The sequence below is a fragment of the Weizmannia agrestimuris genome (genome assembly GCF_943193165.1).
GTDB lineage: Bacteria > Bacillota > Bacilli > Bacillales > Bacillaceae_C > Weizmannia > Weizmannia faecalis.
On record NZ_CALPDC010000010.1, the window covers coordinates 23,459 to 40,518 of the forward strand.

Annotated in this window: 30 protein-coding genes; all 30 read right to left on the reverse strand. The window is 47.2% G+C overall.

The window, feature by feature from the left end; genetic code table 11:
• Positions 1–16: 16 nt before the first annotated feature.
• The 30 genes from rplM to rplB all read right to left on the reverse strand — a co-directional run bounded on the left by rplM (position 17) and on the right by rplB (position 17,046).
• On the reverse strand, positions 17–454 hold the full coding sequence (gene rplM / locus NFR98_RS06235) for a 50S ribosomal protein L13 (protein WP_251459860.1): 438 nt from the start codon (positions 452–454) through the stop codon (positions 17–19).
• A 200-nt stretch (positions 455–654) separates the two neighbouring features.
• Positions 655–1,392, reverse strand: coding sequence for a tRNA pseudouridine(38-40) synthase TruA (truA, locus tag NFR98_RS06240; protein ID WP_168985807.1), 738 nt, complete (start codon positions 1,390–1,392; stop codon positions 655–657).
• Positions 1,389–2,198, reverse strand: a complete 810-nt coding sequence (locus NFR98_RS06245; protein WP_014096482.1) for an energy-coupling factor transporter transmembrane component T family protein — start codon at positions 2,196–2,198, stop codon at positions 1,389–1,391. Before NFR98_RS06245 ends, truA begins: the two co-directional genes overlap by 4 nt.
• Positions 2,195–3,064 carry an energy-coupling factor ABC transporter ATP-binding protein gene (locus NFR98_RS06250; protein WP_014096483.1) on the reverse strand — a complete coding sequence of 290 codons (870 nt, stop codon included), beginning with the start codon at positions 3,062–3,064 and terminating at the stop codon, positions 2,195–2,197. The genes NFR98_RS06245 and NFR98_RS06250 overlap by 4 nt, the downstream gene beginning before the upstream one ends.
• Positions 3,040–3,888: an energy-coupling factor ABC transporter ATP-binding protein gene (locus NFR98_RS06255; protein WP_014096484.1), complete on the reverse strand. Its 849-nt coding sequence runs from the start codon at positions 3,886–3,888 to the stop codon at positions 3,040–3,042. The genes NFR98_RS06250 and NFR98_RS06255 overlap by 25 nt, the downstream gene beginning before the upstream one ends.
• Positions 3,889–4,419: 531 nt before the next feature.
• Positions 4,420–4,836 (reverse strand): 50S ribosomal protein L17, encoded by a 417-nt coding sequence (gene rplQ, locus NFR98_RS06260; RefSeq protein ID WP_014096486.1) that lies wholly within the window; start codon positions 4,834–4,836, stop codon positions 4,420–4,422.
• Positions 4,837–4,884: 48 nt separating this feature from the next.
• Complete coding sequence (locus tag NFR98_RS06265) at positions 4,885–5,829, reverse strand: DNA-directed RNA polymerase subunit alpha (RefSeq protein WP_014096487.1); 945 nt, start codon at positions 5,827–5,829, stop codon at positions 4,885–4,887.
• Positions 5,830–6,011: 182 nt separating this feature from the next.
• A complete protein-coding gene (gene rpsK, locus NFR98_RS06270) occupies positions 6,012–6,401 on the reverse strand; it encodes a 30S ribosomal protein S11 (RefSeq protein WP_013858103.1) in 390 nt (129 codons plus the stop codon).
• Positions 6,402–6,422: 21 nt separating this feature from the next.
• Positions 6,423–6,788, reverse strand: a complete 366-nt coding sequence (gene rpsM / locus NFR98_RS06275) for a 30S ribosomal protein S13 (RefSeq protein ID WP_013858102.1) — start codon at positions 6,786–6,788, stop codon at positions 6,423–6,425.
• A 21-nt stretch (positions 6,789–6,809) separates the two neighbouring features.
• A complete protein-coding gene (rpmJ, locus tag NFR98_RS06280) occupies positions 6,810–6,923 on the reverse strand; it encodes a 50S ribosomal protein L36 (RefSeq protein WP_003156543.1) in 114 nt (37 codons plus the stop codon).
• A gap of 102 nt (positions 6,924–7,025) precedes the next feature.
• Complete coding sequence (gene infA, locus NFR98_RS06285; RefSeq protein ID WP_013858101.1) at positions 7,026–7,244, reverse strand: translation initiation factor IF-1; 219 nt, start codon at positions 7,242–7,244, stop codon at positions 7,026–7,028.
• Positions 7,245–7,811: 567 nt separating this feature from the next.
• The gene (locus NFR98_RS06290; protein ID WP_251459862.1) at positions 7,812–8,462 is read right to left on the reverse strand and encodes an adenylate kinase; all 651 of its coding nucleotides are present in this window, start codon (positions 8,460–8,462) and stop codon (positions 7,812–7,814) included.
• Positions 8,463–8,511: 49 nt separating this feature from the next.
• Positions 8,512–9,804: a preprotein translocase subunit SecY gene (secY, locus tag NFR98_RS06295; protein WP_014096489.1), complete on the reverse strand. Its 1,293-nt coding sequence runs from the start codon at positions 9,802–9,804 to the stop codon at positions 8,512–8,514.
• The gene (rplO, locus tag NFR98_RS06300; RefSeq protein ID WP_013858097.1) at positions 9,804–10,244 is read right to left on the reverse strand and encodes a 50S ribosomal protein L15; all 441 of its coding nucleotides are present in this window, start codon (positions 10,242–10,244) and stop codon (positions 9,804–9,806) included. Before rplO ends, secY begins: the two co-directional genes overlap by 1 nt.
• 30 nt (positions 10,245–10,274) lie before the next feature.
• A complete protein-coding gene (gene rpmD, locus NFR98_RS06305; RefSeq protein WP_014096490.1) occupies positions 10,275–10,454 on the reverse strand; it encodes a 50S ribosomal protein L30 in 180 nt (59 codons plus the stop codon).
• A 13-nt stretch (positions 10,455–10,467) separates the two neighbouring features.
• Positions 10,468–10,968 (reverse strand): 30S ribosomal protein S5, encoded by a 501-nt coding sequence (gene rpsE, locus NFR98_RS06310; RefSeq protein WP_014096491.1) that lies wholly within the window; start codon positions 10,966–10,968, stop codon positions 10,468–10,470.
• Between the two features lie 23 nt (positions 10,969–10,991).
• Positions 10,992–11,354 carry a 50S ribosomal protein L18 gene (rplR, locus tag NFR98_RS06315; protein WP_014096492.1) on the reverse strand — a complete coding sequence of 121 codons (363 nt, stop codon included), beginning with the start codon at positions 11,352–11,354 and terminating at the stop codon, positions 10,992–10,994.
• Positions 11,355–11,385: 31 nt separating this feature from the next.
• Positions 11,386–11,922 carry a 50S ribosomal protein L6 gene (gene rplF / locus NFR98_RS06320; RefSeq protein ID WP_017551217.1) on the reverse strand — a complete coding sequence of 179 codons (537 nt, stop codon included), beginning with the start codon at positions 11,920–11,922 and terminating at the stop codon, positions 11,386–11,388.
• Positions 11,923–11,951: 29 nt separating this feature from the next.
• Complete coding sequence (rpsH, locus tag NFR98_RS06325; protein WP_013858092.1) at positions 11,952–12,350, reverse strand: 30S ribosomal protein S8; 399 nt, start codon at positions 12,348–12,350, stop codon at positions 11,952–11,954.
• 29 nt (positions 12,351–12,379) lie between these two features.
• Complete coding sequence (locus tag NFR98_RS06330; RefSeq protein ID WP_014096494.1) at positions 12,380–12,565, reverse strand: type Z 30S ribosomal protein S14; 186 nt, start codon at positions 12,563–12,565, stop codon at positions 12,380–12,382.
• Between the two features lie 28 nt (positions 12,566–12,593).
• On the reverse strand, positions 12,594–13,133 hold the full coding sequence (rplE, locus tag NFR98_RS06335; RefSeq protein ID WP_014096495.1) for a 50S ribosomal protein L5: 540 nt from the start codon (positions 13,131–13,133) through the stop codon (positions 12,594–12,596).
• 5 nt (positions 13,134–13,138) lie between these two features.
• Positions 13,139–13,489 carry a 50S ribosomal protein L24 gene (gene rplX / locus NFR98_RS06340; protein WP_014096496.1) on the reverse strand — a complete coding sequence of 117 codons (351 nt, stop codon included), beginning with the start codon at positions 13,487–13,489 and terminating at the stop codon, positions 13,139–13,141.
• Positions 13,490–13,527: 38 nt separating this feature from the next.
• Entirely contained in the window at positions 13,528–13,896 is a 369-nt protein-coding gene (rplN, locus tag NFR98_RS06345; protein ID WP_013858089.1) for a 50S ribosomal protein L14, read from the reverse strand.
• Positions 13,897–13,943: 47 nt separating this feature from the next.
• Entirely contained in the window at positions 13,944–14,207 is a 264-nt protein-coding gene (gene rpsQ, locus NFR98_RS06350) for a 30S ribosomal protein S17 (RefSeq protein ID WP_013858088.1), read from the reverse strand.
• Positions 14,208–14,227: 20 nt separating this feature from the next.
• Positions 14,228–14,431, reverse strand: a complete 204-nt coding sequence (gene rpmC / locus NFR98_RS06355; protein WP_013858087.1) for a 50S ribosomal protein L29 — start codon at positions 14,429–14,431, stop codon at positions 14,228–14,230.
• Positions 14,421–14,855, reverse strand: a complete 435-nt coding sequence (gene rplP / locus NFR98_RS06360; protein ID WP_013858086.1) for a 50S ribosomal protein L16 — start codon at positions 14,853–14,855, stop codon at positions 14,421–14,423. Before rplP ends, rpmC begins: the two co-directional genes overlap by 11 nt.
• A 2-nt stretch (positions 14,856–14,857) precedes the next feature.
• Complete coding sequence (rpsC, locus tag NFR98_RS06365) at positions 14,858–15,514, reverse strand: 30S ribosomal protein S3 (protein ID WP_026104594.1); 657 nt, start codon at positions 15,512–15,514, stop codon at positions 14,858–14,860.
• A gap of 3 nt (positions 15,515–15,517) precedes the next feature.
• A complete protein-coding gene (rplV, locus tag NFR98_RS06370) occupies positions 15,518–15,859 on the reverse strand; it encodes a 50S ribosomal protein L22 (RefSeq protein WP_013858084.1) in 342 nt (113 codons plus the stop codon).
• A gap of 17 nt (positions 15,860–15,876) precedes the next feature.
• Positions 15,877–16,155 carry a 30S ribosomal protein S19 gene (gene rpsS / locus NFR98_RS06375; RefSeq protein WP_017551218.1) on the reverse strand — a complete coding sequence of 93 codons (279 nt, stop codon included), beginning with the start codon at positions 16,153–16,155 and terminating at the stop codon, positions 15,877–15,879.
• Positions 16,156–16,215: 60 nt separating this feature from the next.
• On the reverse strand, positions 16,216–17,046 hold the full coding sequence (rplB, locus tag NFR98_RS06380) for a 50S ribosomal protein L2 (RefSeq protein ID WP_014096497.1): 831 nt from the start codon (positions 17,044–17,046) through the stop codon (positions 16,216–16,218).
• Positions 17,047–17,060 lie beyond the last annotated feature (14 nt).

The following is a 17,060-nucleotide window of genomic DNA, read 5'->3' on the forward strand; positions in this document are numbered from 1 at the left end:
TGCCCTCCTTTTAAAATTATCCGCGAAGTTCGTAAACTTCCGGTTTTTGTGCTTCATGCGGATGCTCTGTACCAGCATACACATGTAATTTTTTAAACATTTGGCGTCCAAGAGAACCTTTCGGAAGCATGCCTTTAATAGCCAGTTCCAGCATTTTTTCCGGATATTTCGTTCGCATTTCGCCTGCTGTACGTTGTTTCAAACCGCCTGCAAACTGGCTGTGGCGGTAGTAAATTTTGTCTTCCATTTTTTTGCCTGTCAATTCTACTTTAGAAGCATTCAGGATGATCACATGATCGCCCGTATCCACGTGCGGTGTGAAAGTTGGTTTATGTTTGCCGCGTAAAATGGATGCCACTTCAGAAGCGAGGCGCCCAAGGGTCTTGCCTTCAGCATCCACTACGTACCATTTACGTTCAACGTCGTTTGCTTTTGCCATATAAGTCGTACGCATGAGTTACCCTCCTAAAAAATATTCACAAAAACACAGTCATGATCTATTGTCATTATCACAATAAGTTTCCGGGGCTTATCGTGGAGTTAAAAAAACAATACCATAGGTTATATTATCGTTTTGGGGCAAGAATGTCAAGCGAATGTTACGCCTGGCCCGGTTGTTTTTATCTTCTTTTTATCATGCGGATTCATGCTCCGTCAATAAGATACTTTCCATAAATACAACCCTTCTGGCGCCGCGGTTTTGCCCGCATAAATCCGGTTCCGTTTTTCAAGGATTTCGTGCATTTCACTGACTTCGCGTTTGCCACTTCCGATTTCAAGCAAAGTGCCGGTTAAGATCCGTACCATATTGTATAAAAAACCGTTTCCTTTAAAACAGATCACCAATTCATCGTCCTGCTGCAAAAACCGAATCTCTTTTAACGTACGAATCTTGTCTTCCACCTCTGTTTTCGCTGAACAAAAACTCGTAAAATCATGGGTGCCGAGCACGGTCTCAGCTGCTGCTTCCATCGCCTCGATATCAAGCGAATACCAGACCCTTAACGCGTAACGGTGCTTAAACGGACTGCGGACATGAGAAAAATAGATCCGGTAGCGGTATTCCTTCTCTTTTACCGAGTAGCGGGCGTGAAAAGCAGGGTCCGCATATGCCGCTTTCGAGACCGAAATATCGCCTGGAAGCAGGCTGTTTAAAGCGGCCGGCCAGCTTGTTTCCGGAATAGAAAGATCCGTATCGAAATGGATCACCTGCCCCATCGCGTGCACGCCGGCATCCGTCCTTCCGGAAGCCGCCGTTTTCACGTGGCGGCCTTTATGAAGAGTGGCCAGCGCCTTTTCAATTTCCTGCTGGACCGTCCGCTGCCCCGGCTGGACCTGGTACCCCGCGAATCGGGAACCATCGTAACTGACCGTACATTTTACGCGCTTCATAAAATCCCCCCGTCACGGAACAGCACGAGCAGGACAATAACGACGGCCAGCGCACAAATGGACAGCGTATCAGCCGTACGCCAGACGAGCAGGCGGTATTTCGTCCGCCCCTCCCCGCCCTGGTAACCCCGGGCCTCCATTGCCGTTGCCAGCTCTTCCGCACGTTTGAACGAACTGACAAACAGCGGAATTAATAGAGGAATAATGGCTTTCACCCGGTCTTTTATACTCCCGCCGGAAAAATCGACACCCCGGGCCATCTGCGCCTTCATGATTTTTTCCGTCTCGTCCATTAATGTCGGAATAAACCGCAGGGAAATGGACATCATTAATGCCAGTTCATGGACCGGAAATTTTACTTTCCGGAGCGGCGCAAGCAGCATTTCAATCCCGTCTGTCAGCGAAATCGGCGTTGTCGTCAGCGTCAAAAGCGATGTTAAAAAGATCAGCAGCATAAACCTGAGCGAAATAAACACACCCTGCCGGATCCCTTCACTATAAATATGAATAAATGCATAATGGAAAACAAGGCTGCCCTCGCGATTGAAAAATAGCTGCAGAAAAAAAGTAAAAATGACCAGCCATAAAATCGGCAATAACCCTTTAATAAAAAAGCGGACAGGAACTCTTGAAACCAGCATCACAAGCAAGGTAAAGATTACCAGAATCCCGTAGGTGACCGCATTATTGGCCAAAAATACAATACAAATAAAGACAAATACAAAAATCAATTTTGAACGTGGATCCATCCGGTGAATGACGGAATCGCCCGGAATATAGCGCCCGAAAATCATTTTTTCCATCATACGCGCCCACCCCGTTTCAAAACCGATTGCAATGCTTCCGCAAGTTCTTCCACTGTCAGGCATGTCTTATTGAACTTCATACCGGTTTTTTCCTCGAGCATCGTCTGGAAGCGGACAATCTCCGGCACGCTTAATCCCCATTTTTCAAGCAATCCAGGATCGGAAAAGATGTCACGGGGTGCGCCTTTTTTCATCAATTTCCCCTGATGCAAAATGACGAGTTCATCGGCATATAGGGCGGCATCTTCCATGCTGTGGGTAACAAGCACAGTCGTTAAATGCTTCTTCTGGTGCAATTCGTAAAACATGCCCATCATCTCGTGGCGCCCGCGCGGATCAAGCCCGGCAGTCGGCTCGTCCAGCACAAGCACGTCCGGTTCCATCGCAAGCACACCAGCGATGGCAACTCGCCGCATTTGCCCGCCTGACAGGTCAAACGGCGATTTTGCAAGAATCTCTTCTGAAAGCCCGACAAGCCGGATGAGCTCCCTCGCCCGCTGTTTCGCTTCTTTTTCCGGAACGCCGAAATTCTTCGGGCCGAAACAGATGTCTTTTTCCACCGTTTCTTCAAACAGCTGGTGTTCAGGAAACTGGAACACAATCCCGACTTTTTGCCGGATCGCCTTCAAGTTTTTTTCCTTTTTTCCGGCTTCAATCACCCGGCTGCCGATTGTTACTTTTCCTTTTGTCGGCTGAAGCAGGGCATTCAAATGCTGCAGCAGCGTCGATTTACCTGAGCCGGTATGCCCGATCACGGCGATATAGCGGCCGGACGGGATGGCGAGGGAAATGTCATAGAGTGCAAGCCTTTCAAACGGCGTATTCGGCTGATACCGGTATTCTACTTGTTCAAATGCAATGTCCATAGTGCATCCACCAATTCTTCATCTGTTAAATAAATTTCCGGTAAGTCCAAGCCCCTTGCTTTTAGCGCTTTTGCCATTTTGACCGGGAACGGAATATCAAGGCCAAGCGCAGTCAATGTCTCATCCATTTGAAAAATGTCACGCGGTGTGCCTTCCCGGTAGACCTCGCCGCGGTTCATCACGATCATCCGTTCCGCCTGGGCAGCTTCTTCAAGATCATGGGTAATCGAAATGACGGTCAGCCCTGCTTCTTGTTTCAGCTGTCGAATCGTCTCCAGCACTTCTTTGCGGCCGACCGGATCGAGCATGGACGTGGCTTCATCCAAAATGATCACTTCCGGCTTTAGCGCGATGATCCCGGCGATCGCCACCCGTTGTTTTTGCCCGCCTGATAAATGGTGCGGTTCGCGGTCCAGAAAGTCCGACATCCGCACCCGCTTTAAGGCATCATGGACGCGTTTCACCATTTCCTCACGCGGCACACCGTGATTTTCCAGCCCGAATGCGACATCATCCTGAACGGTTGTACCGACAAACTGGTTGTCGGGATTTTGAAACACCATGCCGACGCGCCTTCTGATCTCCCAGACATTTTCATCCGACAACTTGAGGCCGGAAACCGTTATCGTGCCCTTTCCGGGAAACTGCAAGCCGTTTAAGAGCCTCGCCAGCGTAGACTTTCCGGATCCGTTATGCCCGACAATGGCCAGCCACTCGCCTTTATAAACTTGAAAAGAAATATTTGTTAGTGCATACGTTTCCTGTTCCGGGTAACGGAAGGAAACCTGGTCGATGTCAATGATCACGTTCGTGCTGTCTGCCAATGCCGGATTCCTCCTCTGTAACCTGCTTTTTAGCACGGTTAAAACATGCTAAGCAATCCTTCGCTATTCTCTTCAACTTCATTTCCATCCTGATGGCGGCACCGCAAAGTTGCTTGGGTGTTTACCCAGCCTTTATGCGCCTCGCCACGCGTCAGCAACAGCCCGTTTACAAACGGCTTCTCTTCCGAACGATGATAACCAATGTTTCGCCCGTTTGCTTGTATTTATATTTTACCGTATTGTCGTGCAGTTTGGCGGGTAAAATATCCCCATAATAAAAAAGCCTGCACCCCTCTTCAGTGTAGACGTTAACAATCCGGCGCACAGAAATAAAAAGGGGTGCAAGAGCTAGACGGGCACAAAATGCGCCCATCGTAACACTCACAGTTTATTGCATCACACATAAACGAAAGGGTTTCGCAAGTACAGACCATCCCAGCGCTGCAAAGTCTGCGATTACAAACCGAAAAAAGATAGAAAAAGGGCAAAGAAGCAGTTAAGATCCTTTCAACTGTCCAGCCCTCAAGAAAATCATTCGTTTACTTGCTCTTGATCTTGCTCTTGATTCTGATCTTGCTTTTCTTTTTCAACGAATTCAATAATGGCAACCGGTGCACCATCTCCGCGGCGCGGGCCTACTTTCAAGATGCGGGTGTAGCCGCCCCGGCGATCCGCGTAACGTTCTGCAATGACCGAGAATAATTTTTGAACAGCATCCTGTTTTGTTTCTTCGTCAGCTGTTTCATGGCGTACAAATGCAGCGGCCTGGCGACGGGCATGAAGATCACCGCGTTTTCCAAGCGTAACTAATTTTTCAACAACCGAGCGTAATTCTTTTGCGCGTGCTTCAGTTGTTTCGATACGTTCATTAATGATAAGGTCTGTTGCCAAATCGCGCAGTAATGCTTTACGTTGGGCGCTTGTGCGTCCTAACTTTCTGTAAGGCATGAAGTTCCCTCCCTTATGTTGGATTAATCGCTTTGCCTTCTAACCGGCTCAGTCGTCTTTACGCAAACCCAAGCCCAAATCTTCGAGCTTTGCTTTGACTTCTTCAAGGGACTTGCGGCCAAGATTCCGGACTTTCATCATATCTTCTTCCGTTTTATTGGCCAGTTCCTGAACGGTATTAATGCCGGCACGTTTCAGGCAGTTATAAGAACGGACTGAAAGATCAAGTTCCTCAATTGTCATTTCAAGCACTTTTTCTTTCTGGTCTTCTTCTTTTTCCACCATAATTTCCGCATTTTGTGCTTCATCTGTCAGTCCGACGAAGATGTTCAAATGCTCGGTTAAAATTTTGGCGCCCAAAGCAATTGCTTCTTTCGGGCCGATGCTCCCGTCAGTCGTGACATCCAGTGAGAGCTTATCATAATTGCTGATTTGCCCTACCCGGGTATTTTCGACCTGGTAGTTCACGCGTTGAACCGGGGTATAAATAGAATCTATTGGAATGACACCAATTGGATGGTCTTCCCGCTTATTTTGATCAGCAGGAACATAGCCGCGGCCTTGGTTGGCGGTCATGCGCATACGCAAATGCCCGTTTTCGGCAACCGTCGCAATATAGAGATCCGGATTTAAAATCTCCACATCGCTGTCATGCGTAATATCGGCTGCTGTCACAGCGCCTTCTCCCTGAACATCAATCTCAAGCGTTTTTTCCTCATCGGAATAGATTTTTAATGCCAGCTTTTTGAGGTTCAAAATAATGCTGGTCACATCTTCAACAACGCCTTCAACTGTCGAGAATTCGTGCATCACGCCATCGATTTGGATGGAAGTGACAGCGGCACCCGGGAGTGAGGATAATAGGATACGACGTAAGGAGTTACCCAAAGTAGTACCATATCCACGCTCAAGCGGTTCTATGACGAACTTGCCATAAGTAGCGTCATCGCTGACCTCAACCGTTTCAATTTTTGGCTTTTCAATTTCGATCATTCAAATTAACCCTCCTTCAAAACGTCGAAACCCCGTATAGCACCCCAGAAAGAGCCCTATTCGAAATTCCCCATGCAAAATTCCCTATTATGCATAACAACTGGATCATTCAAATCATTTTTTTTGCAGATTATGCATCATATCCCATTATTGACAAGGATACAAAATCTATACAAAAAAAATCAGACACGGCGACGTTTTGGCGGGCGGCAACCATTATGCGGCACAGGTGTTACGTCTTTAATGGCTGTAACTTCAAGCCCGGCAGCCTGCAGGGCACGGATGGCGGCTTCACGGCCTGCACCAGGTCCTTTTACAGTTACTTCCAAAGACTTCATCCCATGTTCCATCGATGCTTTCGCGGCTGTTTCAGCAGCCATTTGTGCAGCAAACGGCGTTGATTTACGGGAACCTTTGAAACCGAGCGCACCGGCACTGGACCATGCAACAGCATTCCCATGCACATCCGTGATCGTAACGATTGTATTGTTAAAAGTGGAACGAATATGAGCGACTCCTGATTCAATATTCTTTCTTACGCGGCGTTTACGCGTATTTGTTCTGCGTGCCATATGAACAACCTCCTTTGCTTATTATTTCTTCTTACCGGCAACCGTTTTACGCGGGCCTTTGCGTGTACGGGCATTGTTTTTTGTGTTTTGCCCGCGAACAGGAAGACCGCGGCGGTGGCGGAGACCTCTGTAAGATCCGATTTCCATCAGGCGTTTAATGTTCAGAGAAACTTCACGGCGAAGGTCTCCTTCTACTTTCAGCCTGTCCACGATGTCACGAATTTTGTTTACTTCATCCTCTGTTAAGTCGCGGACGCGTGTATCTTCAGAAATTCCGGCCTCAGCAAGAATTTTTTGTGCAGTTGATTTACCAATTCCGTAAATGTATGTTAAAGAAATAACAACACGTTTATCACGTGGAATGTCAACACCGGCAATACGAGCCATACAGGTGCACCTCCTTCAAATTTATCCTTGTTTTTGTTTGTGTTTCGGATTTTCACAGATTACCATTACTTTGCCTTTTCTGCGGATAACCTTGCATTTTTCGCAGATCGGCTTCACAGATGGTCTAACTTTCATGGTTTACCCTCCTTAATATACGGAGTACAAGCCCGGTACCTTTTTTCCAAACAGATTCCCCAGGCAGACTTTCCGTTTCACCGAAAAAGCCGTGTATCTACATTATTTAAAGCGGTACGTAATTCTACCGCGGGTCAAATCATACGGAGACAGTTCAACTGTTACTTTATCACCCGGCAAAATGCGGATAAAGTTCATCCGGATTTTTCCCGACACATGTGCAAGAACAGTGTGACCATTTTCTAATTCTACCTTAAACATGGCATTCGGCAAAGTTTCGCTCACAATGCCCTCAACTTCAATAACGTCATCTTTCGCCATCGAACTTTTCTCCCTCCTCCTAACATTTAGGACCTGGCAATGATACTTTTCCAAAACCTTAAAACGATCAGGCTCGCCAAAACTCCCTCTTCAGGAAGCGGTCGGCCTGCTGCATATTCACGTAAACCGGCTGATCCGAGGGGCCGGCAAGAGCTGATAAACGTTCCCAAGGTTACATGGTTCTTTCATGTCAGTCTTGACCAATCCCATGTCCGGCATACATGTGAACGAACGAAAGCCATTTGCACAGAATTGAATTGCATGAGAGACGTTCGAATGACGCTTACTGGCAATCCTGACAACGGAAGCCGCCTTCCTCATCTATTGATTACAAGTTAACGGATGAAGCAAATCGCCAATAAAACAGAGCCGTCATTTCACCCGTGAAATATCCAGCGGTGAAAATGCCACGAAAACCATTATAACCTTTTTAAGCGGAAATTGCATCAAACTTGAAAAGTTTTTTACCGTCAGGACATGGCCGAAAAGCCGGCCGGTTAAAACTTCCAAAGGTGGTTTCCATCCAACGTGATTGCGGCTCTCATGAATTCACCAAGTCGTTCACGTTTAACCCAGTTGGCTCAGCAATTGATCGATATCCGCAAAAACTTGATGAATATCCTGCTGGCCGTTTACATTCCGCAAATAGCCTTTTTCCTCATAAAAGTCCAGTAGCGGCCGGGTTTGTTTCATATTGACATCGAGCCGGTTCCCGACAGTTTCTGCGTTGTCGTCCGCCCGTTGGTACAGCGGGCCGCCGCATTTGTCGCAAACGCCCTCCGTTTTTGGCGGATTAAACACGAGATGGTAAGTCGCACCGCAATGTTCACAGATTCTCCGGCCGGTCAGCCGCTCTGTCAGAATCTCCCGGTCCACCTCAATATTGATGACATAGTCAAGCTGTTTGCCAAGGCTGCTTAAAATATTTTCCAAAGCTTCTGCCTGGGCAACCGTCCGCGGGAAACCGTCAAGCAGGAAGCCATTTTTGCAGTCATCCTTGCTTAACCGTTCGCGCACGATCCCGATCGTTACTTCGTCAGGGACCAGTTCGCCTTTGTCCATAAAGAACTTGGCTTTAAGCCCCAGCTCCGTTTCTTCCTTTATTGCCGCCCGGAACATGTCTCCGGTGGAAATGTGAGGAATGGCATACTTATCAATGATTTTTTCGGCTTGAGTCCCTTTACCGGCTCCGGGAAGGCCCATTAACACTAGATTCATCGTACAGCCCCCTTATTCCTGACATGGTCTCAAAAAAACGAAACCATTTTTATTTGATAAAGCCTCTGTAATGGCGTTTAACAAGCTGTGCTTCCAGTTGCAGCATCGTTTCAAGCGCAACCCCGATCACAACGAGCAGGCTTGTGCCGCCGATTCTGGCGGAAGCCGGGAGCCCGATGACATTCGTGAAAATGACAGGCAGAATGGCAATCACAGCAAGAAAGATCGAACCGACAAATGTCAGCCGGTATAAAACCGAAGTGACATATTGCTGTGTGTTTTTGCCCGGGCGGATCCCCGGAATATAGCCGCCTTGTTTCTTTAAATTGTCGGCAAGCTGCTCCGGATTGACTTGTACGAATGCGTAAAAGTACGAGAAAGCGATAATCAACGCCACATAAATCAAAGCTCCGACCGGTTTTGTATAATCAAAAATATACTGGATGGTGCTTGCCACACTGCTGGAACCGAAAAACGAAGCGATCGTCTGCGGCGCAATAATGAACGAAATCGCAAAGATAACCGGAATGACCCCGGCAGCATTGACCTTTAAAGGCAAATGCGTTGACTGCCTGCCGGTTGTTGCCCTGCCGGAAATGTGCTGGGCATACTGGACCGGTATCTTTCTCGATGCCTGCTGGAAATAGATGACTCCGACCACAATGGCCAGAATAATCAATGCAAGAAAAGCCAGCAAAACAATCTTCAAAAACAGCTGGGAACCGGCATTTTCAATTTGCTGCGCGTAAATCTGGTTGATGGCTGTCGGAATCCCGGCAATAATGCCGGCCATAATCAAAATGGAAATCCCGTTTCCTACACCTTTGGCCGTAATTTGTTCGCCAAGCCACATTAAAAATGTGGTGCCGGCTGTCAGCGTAAGTGCGATGATCAAATACGTCCAGAAACCGGACTTCGTAATCAGTGCCCCTTGCGCCAAATTATTAAAGCCATATGACATGCCGAAGCCTTCAATCAAAGCCAGGATAACCGTAAAATAGCGTGTAAACTCATTCAGCTTACGACGCCCCACTTCACCCTGTTTTGCCCACTCGGCAAACTTCGGCACAACATCCATTTGCAAAAGCTGCACGATAATGGAAGATGTGATATATGGCATAATGCCCATTGCAAAAATGGAAAAGTTCTTCAGCGCACCGCCCCCAAAAGTGTTTAGAAAACCAACTAAACCGTTTTGGGTGGAGGCATCCAAAACGGAAGCATCCACATAAGGAACAGGAATAAAGGCTCCTATGCGGAATACGACCAGCATGAGGAGGGTGAAAATAATTTTATTTCTTATCTCACCCACACGCATAAAATTGGCGATTGTCTTGAACATTAAATCACCTCGGCTGTACCGCCGGCAGCTTCTATGGCTTCTTTGGCAGCAGAGGAGAATTTATGTGCTTTTACGGTCAATTTTTTCTCAAGTTTGCCGTTTGCAAGCACTTTTACACCCGATTTTTCCTTGCTGATGACACCTGTTTCCAATAAAAGGGCAGGCGTTACTTCCGTGCCGTCTTCAAAACGGTTTAAAACGTCAAGGTTCACAATGGCATACTCTTTACGGTTAATGTTCGTAAAACCACGTTTTGGCAAACGGCGGAACAACGGGGTTTGACCGCCTTCAAAACCGAGGCGTACACCGCCGCCGGAACGAGCGTTTTGACCTTTGTGCCCTTTGCCGGCTGTTTTTCCGTTGCCGGAACCAATACCACGACCGACACGGTTGCGTTTTTTACGGGATCCTTCTGCAGGTTTTAATTCATGAAGTTTCATGGTTGCACCTCCTTATCTTAAAATCGAAAATTATTGTTCCGATACGGAAACAAGATGGGACACTTTATTGATCATGCCGCGAATTGCAGCATTGTCTTCTTTCTCAACAGTCTGGTTGACTTTGCGCAGGCCGAGCGCTTTTACCGTTTCGCGCTGATCCTGCGGGCGGCCGATGACACTGCGGGTGAGGGTGATTTTCAATTTTGCCATGAGCGTTCCCTCCTTAACCTAATAATTCTTCGACAGATTTATTGCGCAGTTTCGCAACTTCATCCGCACGCTTCAATTGTTTAATGCCGTCCATTGTAGCACGGATCATGTTAATCGGTGTGTTTGAACCAAGCGACTTGGACGTAATATCCGCAATACCCGCAAGTTCAAGGATCGCACGGACAGGGCCGCCGGCGATAACACCGGTACCAGGGGAACCCGGTTTCAGCAAGATTTTGCCTGCACCGAAGTGGCCGACAACTTCGTGCGGAATCGTTGTGCCCGAAATCGGTACCTCAACAAGATTTTTCTTCGCATCTTCAACAGCTTTGCGGATCGCATCCGGCACTTCCTGCGCTTTGCCGGTTCCAAATCCGACATGTCCGTTCCGGTCGCCAACAACGACAAGTGCGGAAAAGCGGAAACGGCGTCCCCCTTTTACCACTTTGGCAACGCGGTTAATCGTAACAACACGTTCTTCTAACTCAAGTTTGTTTGGGTCAATACGTAGCATGTAAAATTTCCCCTCCTTTTTGATTAAAATTGTAATCCGTTCTCACGGGCTGCATCGGCAAGCGCTTTGACACGGCCATGATAGAGGTATCCGCCGCGGTCGAAAACAACTTCTTTGATGCCTTTTTCCATTGCGCGCTTTGCAATCAATTCGCCCACCTTTTGTGCAGCTTCCGCATTGCCGGTTGACTCAAGGCTCAACTCTTTATCGAGCGTGGAAGCGCTGGCCAGTGTGACGCCATTTGCATCATCAATCAATTGGGCATAAATATTTTTGTTGGAACGATAGATATTCAGGCGCGGACGTTCAGCCGTTCCGCTTAATTTTGCGCGGACGCGTGCATGCCTTTTTTTGCGTACTTGATTTTTATCCGGCTTCGTGATCATCGAATTCACTCCTTTCTCATCCTAGGCGGCATTATTTACCGGTTTTACCTTCTTTTCTGCGTACATATTCGCCTTCGTAACGAATCCCTTTGCCTTTATAAGGTTCAGGCGGACGGACATCGCGAATGTTGGCGGCAAATGCGCCGACGCGTTCTTTGCTTACGCCTTTTACGACAATTTTTGTATTGGAAGGCACTTCGACTTCCAGGCCTTCTTCCGGTTCAAATTCAACAGGATGGGAGTAGCCGACGTTCAATACGAGTTTTTTGCCTTGTTTTTGGGCGCGGTATCCAACCCCGACCAGTTCCAAAGATTTTTCGAAGCCTTTCGACACGCCGTCCACCATGTTTGCGAGCAGTGCGCGGGTCGTTCCGTGCAAAGCGCGGTGGTTTTTGCTGTCTGAAGGGCGTGTTACGTGAATGATATTGTCTTCTACGGTAATGTTAATATCAGGGTTGAAGCTGCGGGTCAGCTCACCTTTAGGCCCTTTAACCGTAACTGTATCTCCGTTAATGGTTACCGTAACGCCGGATGGAATTTCAACCGGTTTTTTTCCTATACGTGACATAATTTACACCTCCGTTCAACGTCAAATAATTACCAAACGTATGCTAAAATTTCTCCGCCGACATTGTTTTTCCGTGCTTCTTTGTCGGTTAAAACGCCCTGAGAAGTAGAAACAATTGCGATGCCAAGTCCGTTCAGCACTTTCGGCACTTCACCTGCTTTTGCGTATACGCGCAGGCCCGGTTTGCTGATACGCTTGATCCCTGTAATGACGCGTTCGTTGTTTGCGCCGTATTTCAGGAAGATCCGGATAATCCCTTGTTTGTTATCCTCGATATATTCAACATCACGCACGAAACCTTCACGTTTTAAAATCTCGGCGATCTCTCTCTTAATCTTGGAAGCCGGGACTTCCAATTTTTCATGACGCACTGTATTTGCATTACGGATACGCGTAAGCAAATCTGCAATCGGATCAGTCATGACCATTTCTTTTACCTCCTTCCCAAATTCGGGTTTTACCAGCTGGCTTTTTTCACGCCAGGAATTTGACCTTTATATGCAAGTTCGCGGAAACAAATACGGCAAAGTTTAAATTTACGAATGACGGAATGCGGCCGGCCGCATCGTTCGCACCGCGTATAAGCCTGAACTTTATACTTCGGTTCACGTTTTTGTTTCGCAATCATTGATTTTTTAGCCACGTTTTCGCCTCCCTTTTTAGCGTCCGCTTTATTTTTGGAATGGCATTCCGAGCAGGCCTAACAGTTCACGTGATTCTTCGTCCGTGTTCGCAGTGGTGACAATGACGATGTCCATCCCGCGCACTTTGCTGACTTTGTCGTAATCAATTTCAGGGAAGATCAGTTGCTCTTTAATGCCGAGTGTGTAGTTTCCGCGGCCGTCAAACGATTTTTTCGATACGCCGTGGAAGTCGCGCACACGCGGAAGCGAAACTGAAATCAGTTTATCGAGGAATTCGTACATGCGCTCGCCGCGAAGCGTTACTTTTGCGCCAATCGGCATCCCTTCACGAAGGCGGAAACCTGCGATTGATTTTTTCGCTCTTGTCACAACCGGTCTTTGGCCGGAAATCAATGTTAATTCTTCTACTGCATTGTCGAGCATTTTTGCGTTTTGAACAGCATCACCAACACCCATGTTGATCACGATCTTTTCAACTTTAGGCACTTGCATAACGGATGTATATTGAAACTTGCTTGTTAAAGCAGGAATAACTTCTTTTTCGTATTTTTCTTTTAGGCGGTTCATGTCGCTTACCTCCCTTCTTCTTCAGGCTTTTTCTTAATTTCCTTAAGCACGCTTAGAACTTCACCGGATTTTTTTGCTACACGCACTTTTTTGTCGTTCCTTATTTCATATCCGACACGTGTCGGCTCATTTGTTTTCGGGTCAATCGGCATCACATTTGACACGTGAATGGGCGCTTCCATGTCGAGAATACCGCCCTGAGGGTTTGCCTGGGAAGGTTTTGCGTGTTTTTTGACAACGTTCACGCCTTCCACAATCACACGGTTTTTTTTCGGATATACCGCAAGGATCGTCCCGGTCTTGCCTTTATCTTTGCCGGAGATCACCATTACCTTGTCACCTTTTTTGACATGCATTACAATCGCACCTCCTTGATTGTCACAAACTATATCGATTAAAGTACTTCCGGAGCCAGTGATACGATTTTCATGAAATTGTTGTTGCGCAGTTCGCGTGCAACCGGCCCGAAAATACGCGTGCCGCGAGGGCTCTTGTCGTCACGGATAATGACGCATGCATTTTCATCGAAACGGATATAAGAACCATCGCTGCGGCGCACTCCGCTCTTTGTACGGACCACAACAGCTTTCACCACATCGCCTTTTTTAACAACGCCTCCAGGTGTTGCTTGTTTTACCGTAGCAACGATGACATCTCCGATATTCGCAGTTTTTCGGCCGGATCCGCCTAATACTTTAATCGTTAAAACTTCACGTGCACCTGAGTTGTCAGCTACTTTTAAACGGGTTTCTTGTTGGATCATCCTCGTTTACCTCCCTTCGGAATCAACCGTATCCGAACTGATACAAATTAGATAATGACTGCTTTTTCAACGATTTCCACCAGGCGGAAACGTTTTGTAGCAGATAACGGGCGTGTTTCCATGATTCTTACGATATCGCCGACTTTGGCTTCGTTATTTTCATCATGTGCCTTGAATTTTTTCGAGTATTTTACGCGTTTGCCGTACAGAGAATGTTTTTTGTAAGTTTCTACAAGAACAGTAACGGTTTTATCCATTTTGTCGGATACGACACGGCCGGTGTATACTTTGCGTTGGTTGCGTTCACTCATGTATCGCGAACCTCCTCCCATTATCGGTTGTTAATTCCAATTTCTCTTTCACGAATGACGGTTTTCATGCGGGCAATCGATTTACGAACTTCACGAATGCGGGCAGTGTTCTCTAATTGTCCAGTCGCAAGCTGGAAGCGAAGGTTGAACAGCTCTTCCTTCAGCGACTTTACTTTTTGTTCAATTTCGGCAGTGGTTAAGTCACGAATTTCTTTAGCTTTCATTAGATTCACCACCAATTTCTTCACGTTTTACGAACTTGCATTTAATCGGCAGCTTGTGGGACGCAAGGCGTAAAGCTTCGCGTGCAACTTCTTCAGGAACACCGGCAATTTCAAACAAAATCTTGCCCGGTTTCACAACAGCCACCCAGCCCTCAGGCGCACCTTTACCGGAACCCATCCGGACTTCAAGCGGTTTTGCTGTATATGGTTTATGAGGGAAAATTTTTATCCATACTTTACCGCCACGTTTCATATAACGTGTCATCGCAATACGGGCAGCTTCGATTTGGCGGTTTGTAATCCAGGAAGCTTCCAAAGCCTGCAAACCATATTCGCCAAATGCAACTTCAGTGCCGCCTTTTGCACGGCCGCGCATTTTTCCGCGGTGTTCACGGCGGTATTTTACACGTTTAGGCATCAACATGATCAGTTTCCCCCTTCCTCGGTTTTTTTCTTAGCAGGAAGGATTTCCCCACGGTAAATCCAAACTTTTACGCCCAGTTTTCCGTAAGTTGTATCTGCTTCAGCATGTGCATAGTCAATATCCGCACGAAGCGTATGAAGCGGAACTGTACCTTCGCTGTAATGTTCTGCACGGGCAATATCCGCACCGCCCAAACGTCCTGAAACCTGCGTCCGGATTCCTTTTGCACCGGCACGCATGGCGCGTTGAATCGCCTGCTTCTGCGCACGGCGGAAAGAAACGCGGTTTTCCAGCTGGCGGGCAATGTTTTCCGCAACAAGTTTTGCATCAATATCTGCTTTTTTAACTTCGACAATGTTAATGTGGACTCTTTTTCCTGTTAAAGCATTCAGCGCTTTACGCAATGCTTCTACTTCCGAACCGCCTTTACCGATCACCATGCCCGGTTTTGCCGTACGGATTGTAATGTTGACACGGTTTGCAGCACGTTCAATTTCCACGCCAGAAACAGAAGCATCCGCAAGGCGCTTTGCGATATATTCACGAATTTTAATGTCTTCGTGCAATAGATCGGCGTAATCTTTTTCTGCGTACCATTTCGATTCCCAGTCACGAATCACTCCGATTCGCAAACCGATAGGATTTACTTTTTGACCCACCAATTATCCCTCCTTTTGATCTGATACTACAATCGTAATATGGCTCGTGCGTTTGTTGATCTGGCTTGCGCGTCCCATTGCACGCGGCCGGAAACGTTTCAATGTAGGCCCTTCATCGACATAAGCCTTTTCCACAACAAGGTCATTTGCGTCCATATCGTAGTTGTGTTCTGCGTTCGCAATCGCAGAGTTGAGTACTTTTTCAATAACCGGCGAAGCAGCTTTAGGCGTAAATTTCAAAATCGAAAGCGCTTCTCCTACTTGCTTTCCTCGAATTAAATCAATTACCAGGCGTGCCTTACGAGGAGCAATACGGACTGTTTTCGCGACAGCTTTTGCTTGCATTGGAATACCTCCTCCCGTTAGCGTCTTGTCTTCTTATCGTCACCGGCGTGACCTTTGAATGTGCGTGTCGGAGCAAACTCACCGAGCTTATGGCCGACCATATCTTCCGTGATGTATACCGGAACATGTTTACGGCCGTCATAGACAGCGATTGTGTGGCCGACAAATGCAGGGAAAATCGTCGAACGGCGTGACCATGTTTTGATCACTTGCTTCTTGTTGGATTCGTTCAATTTTTCCACTTTCACCATTAAGTGATCGTCAACGAAAGGCCCTTTTTTCAGACTGCGACTCATGAATAGTCCTCCTTCCTGATTAGAGCTACGGTTCAAGCTGTGAACCGTAGTTCAACAGCGTTATTTTTTACGGCGCCGTACAATAAATTTATCTGAAGTATTCTTCTTCTTGCGCGTTTTGTAACCAAGTGTCGGTTTACCCCATGGTGACATTGGTGATTTGCGTCCGATTGGTGCTTTTCCTTCACCACCGCCGTGCGGGTGATCGTTCGGGTTCATAACAGATCCGCGGACAGTCGGGCGTACACCCATCCAGCGTTTGCGGCCTGCTTTACCGATGTTGACCAGTTCGTGCTGTTCGTTACCAACCTGGCCGACCGTTGCGCGGCAAGTTGCAAGAATCATGCGCACTTCACCGGAATTCAGGCGGACAAGCACATATTTGCCTTCTTTACCAAGCACTTGTGCAGAAGTACCGGCAGAACGGATCAATTGGCCACCTTTGCCCGGTTTCAATTCAATATTATGGATGACCGTACCAACAGGAATGTCAGAAAGCGGAAGTGCATTTCCGACTTTAATATCTGCATCCGGTCCGGACATAATTTCCATGCCGACAGTTAAATTTTTTGGTGCAAGAATGTATCGTTTTTCACCATCTGCATAGTGAATCAAAGCAATATTAGATGAGCGGTTCGGGTCATACTCAATTGTGGCAACGCGCCCTGGTATACCATCTTTATCGCGTTTGAAGTCGATAATCCGGTATTGACGCTTATGACCGCCGCCCTGATGACGAACAGTTAATTTCCCCTGGTTGTTGCGGCCTGCTTTTTTCGAAAGCGGAGCAAGCAGTGATTTTTCAGGCTTATCCGTCGTGATCTCCGCAAAATCCAAAGCCGTCATGCCGCGACGCCCATTAGAGGTTGGTTTGTATTTTTTGATCGCCATGTTTTTCCCTCCTC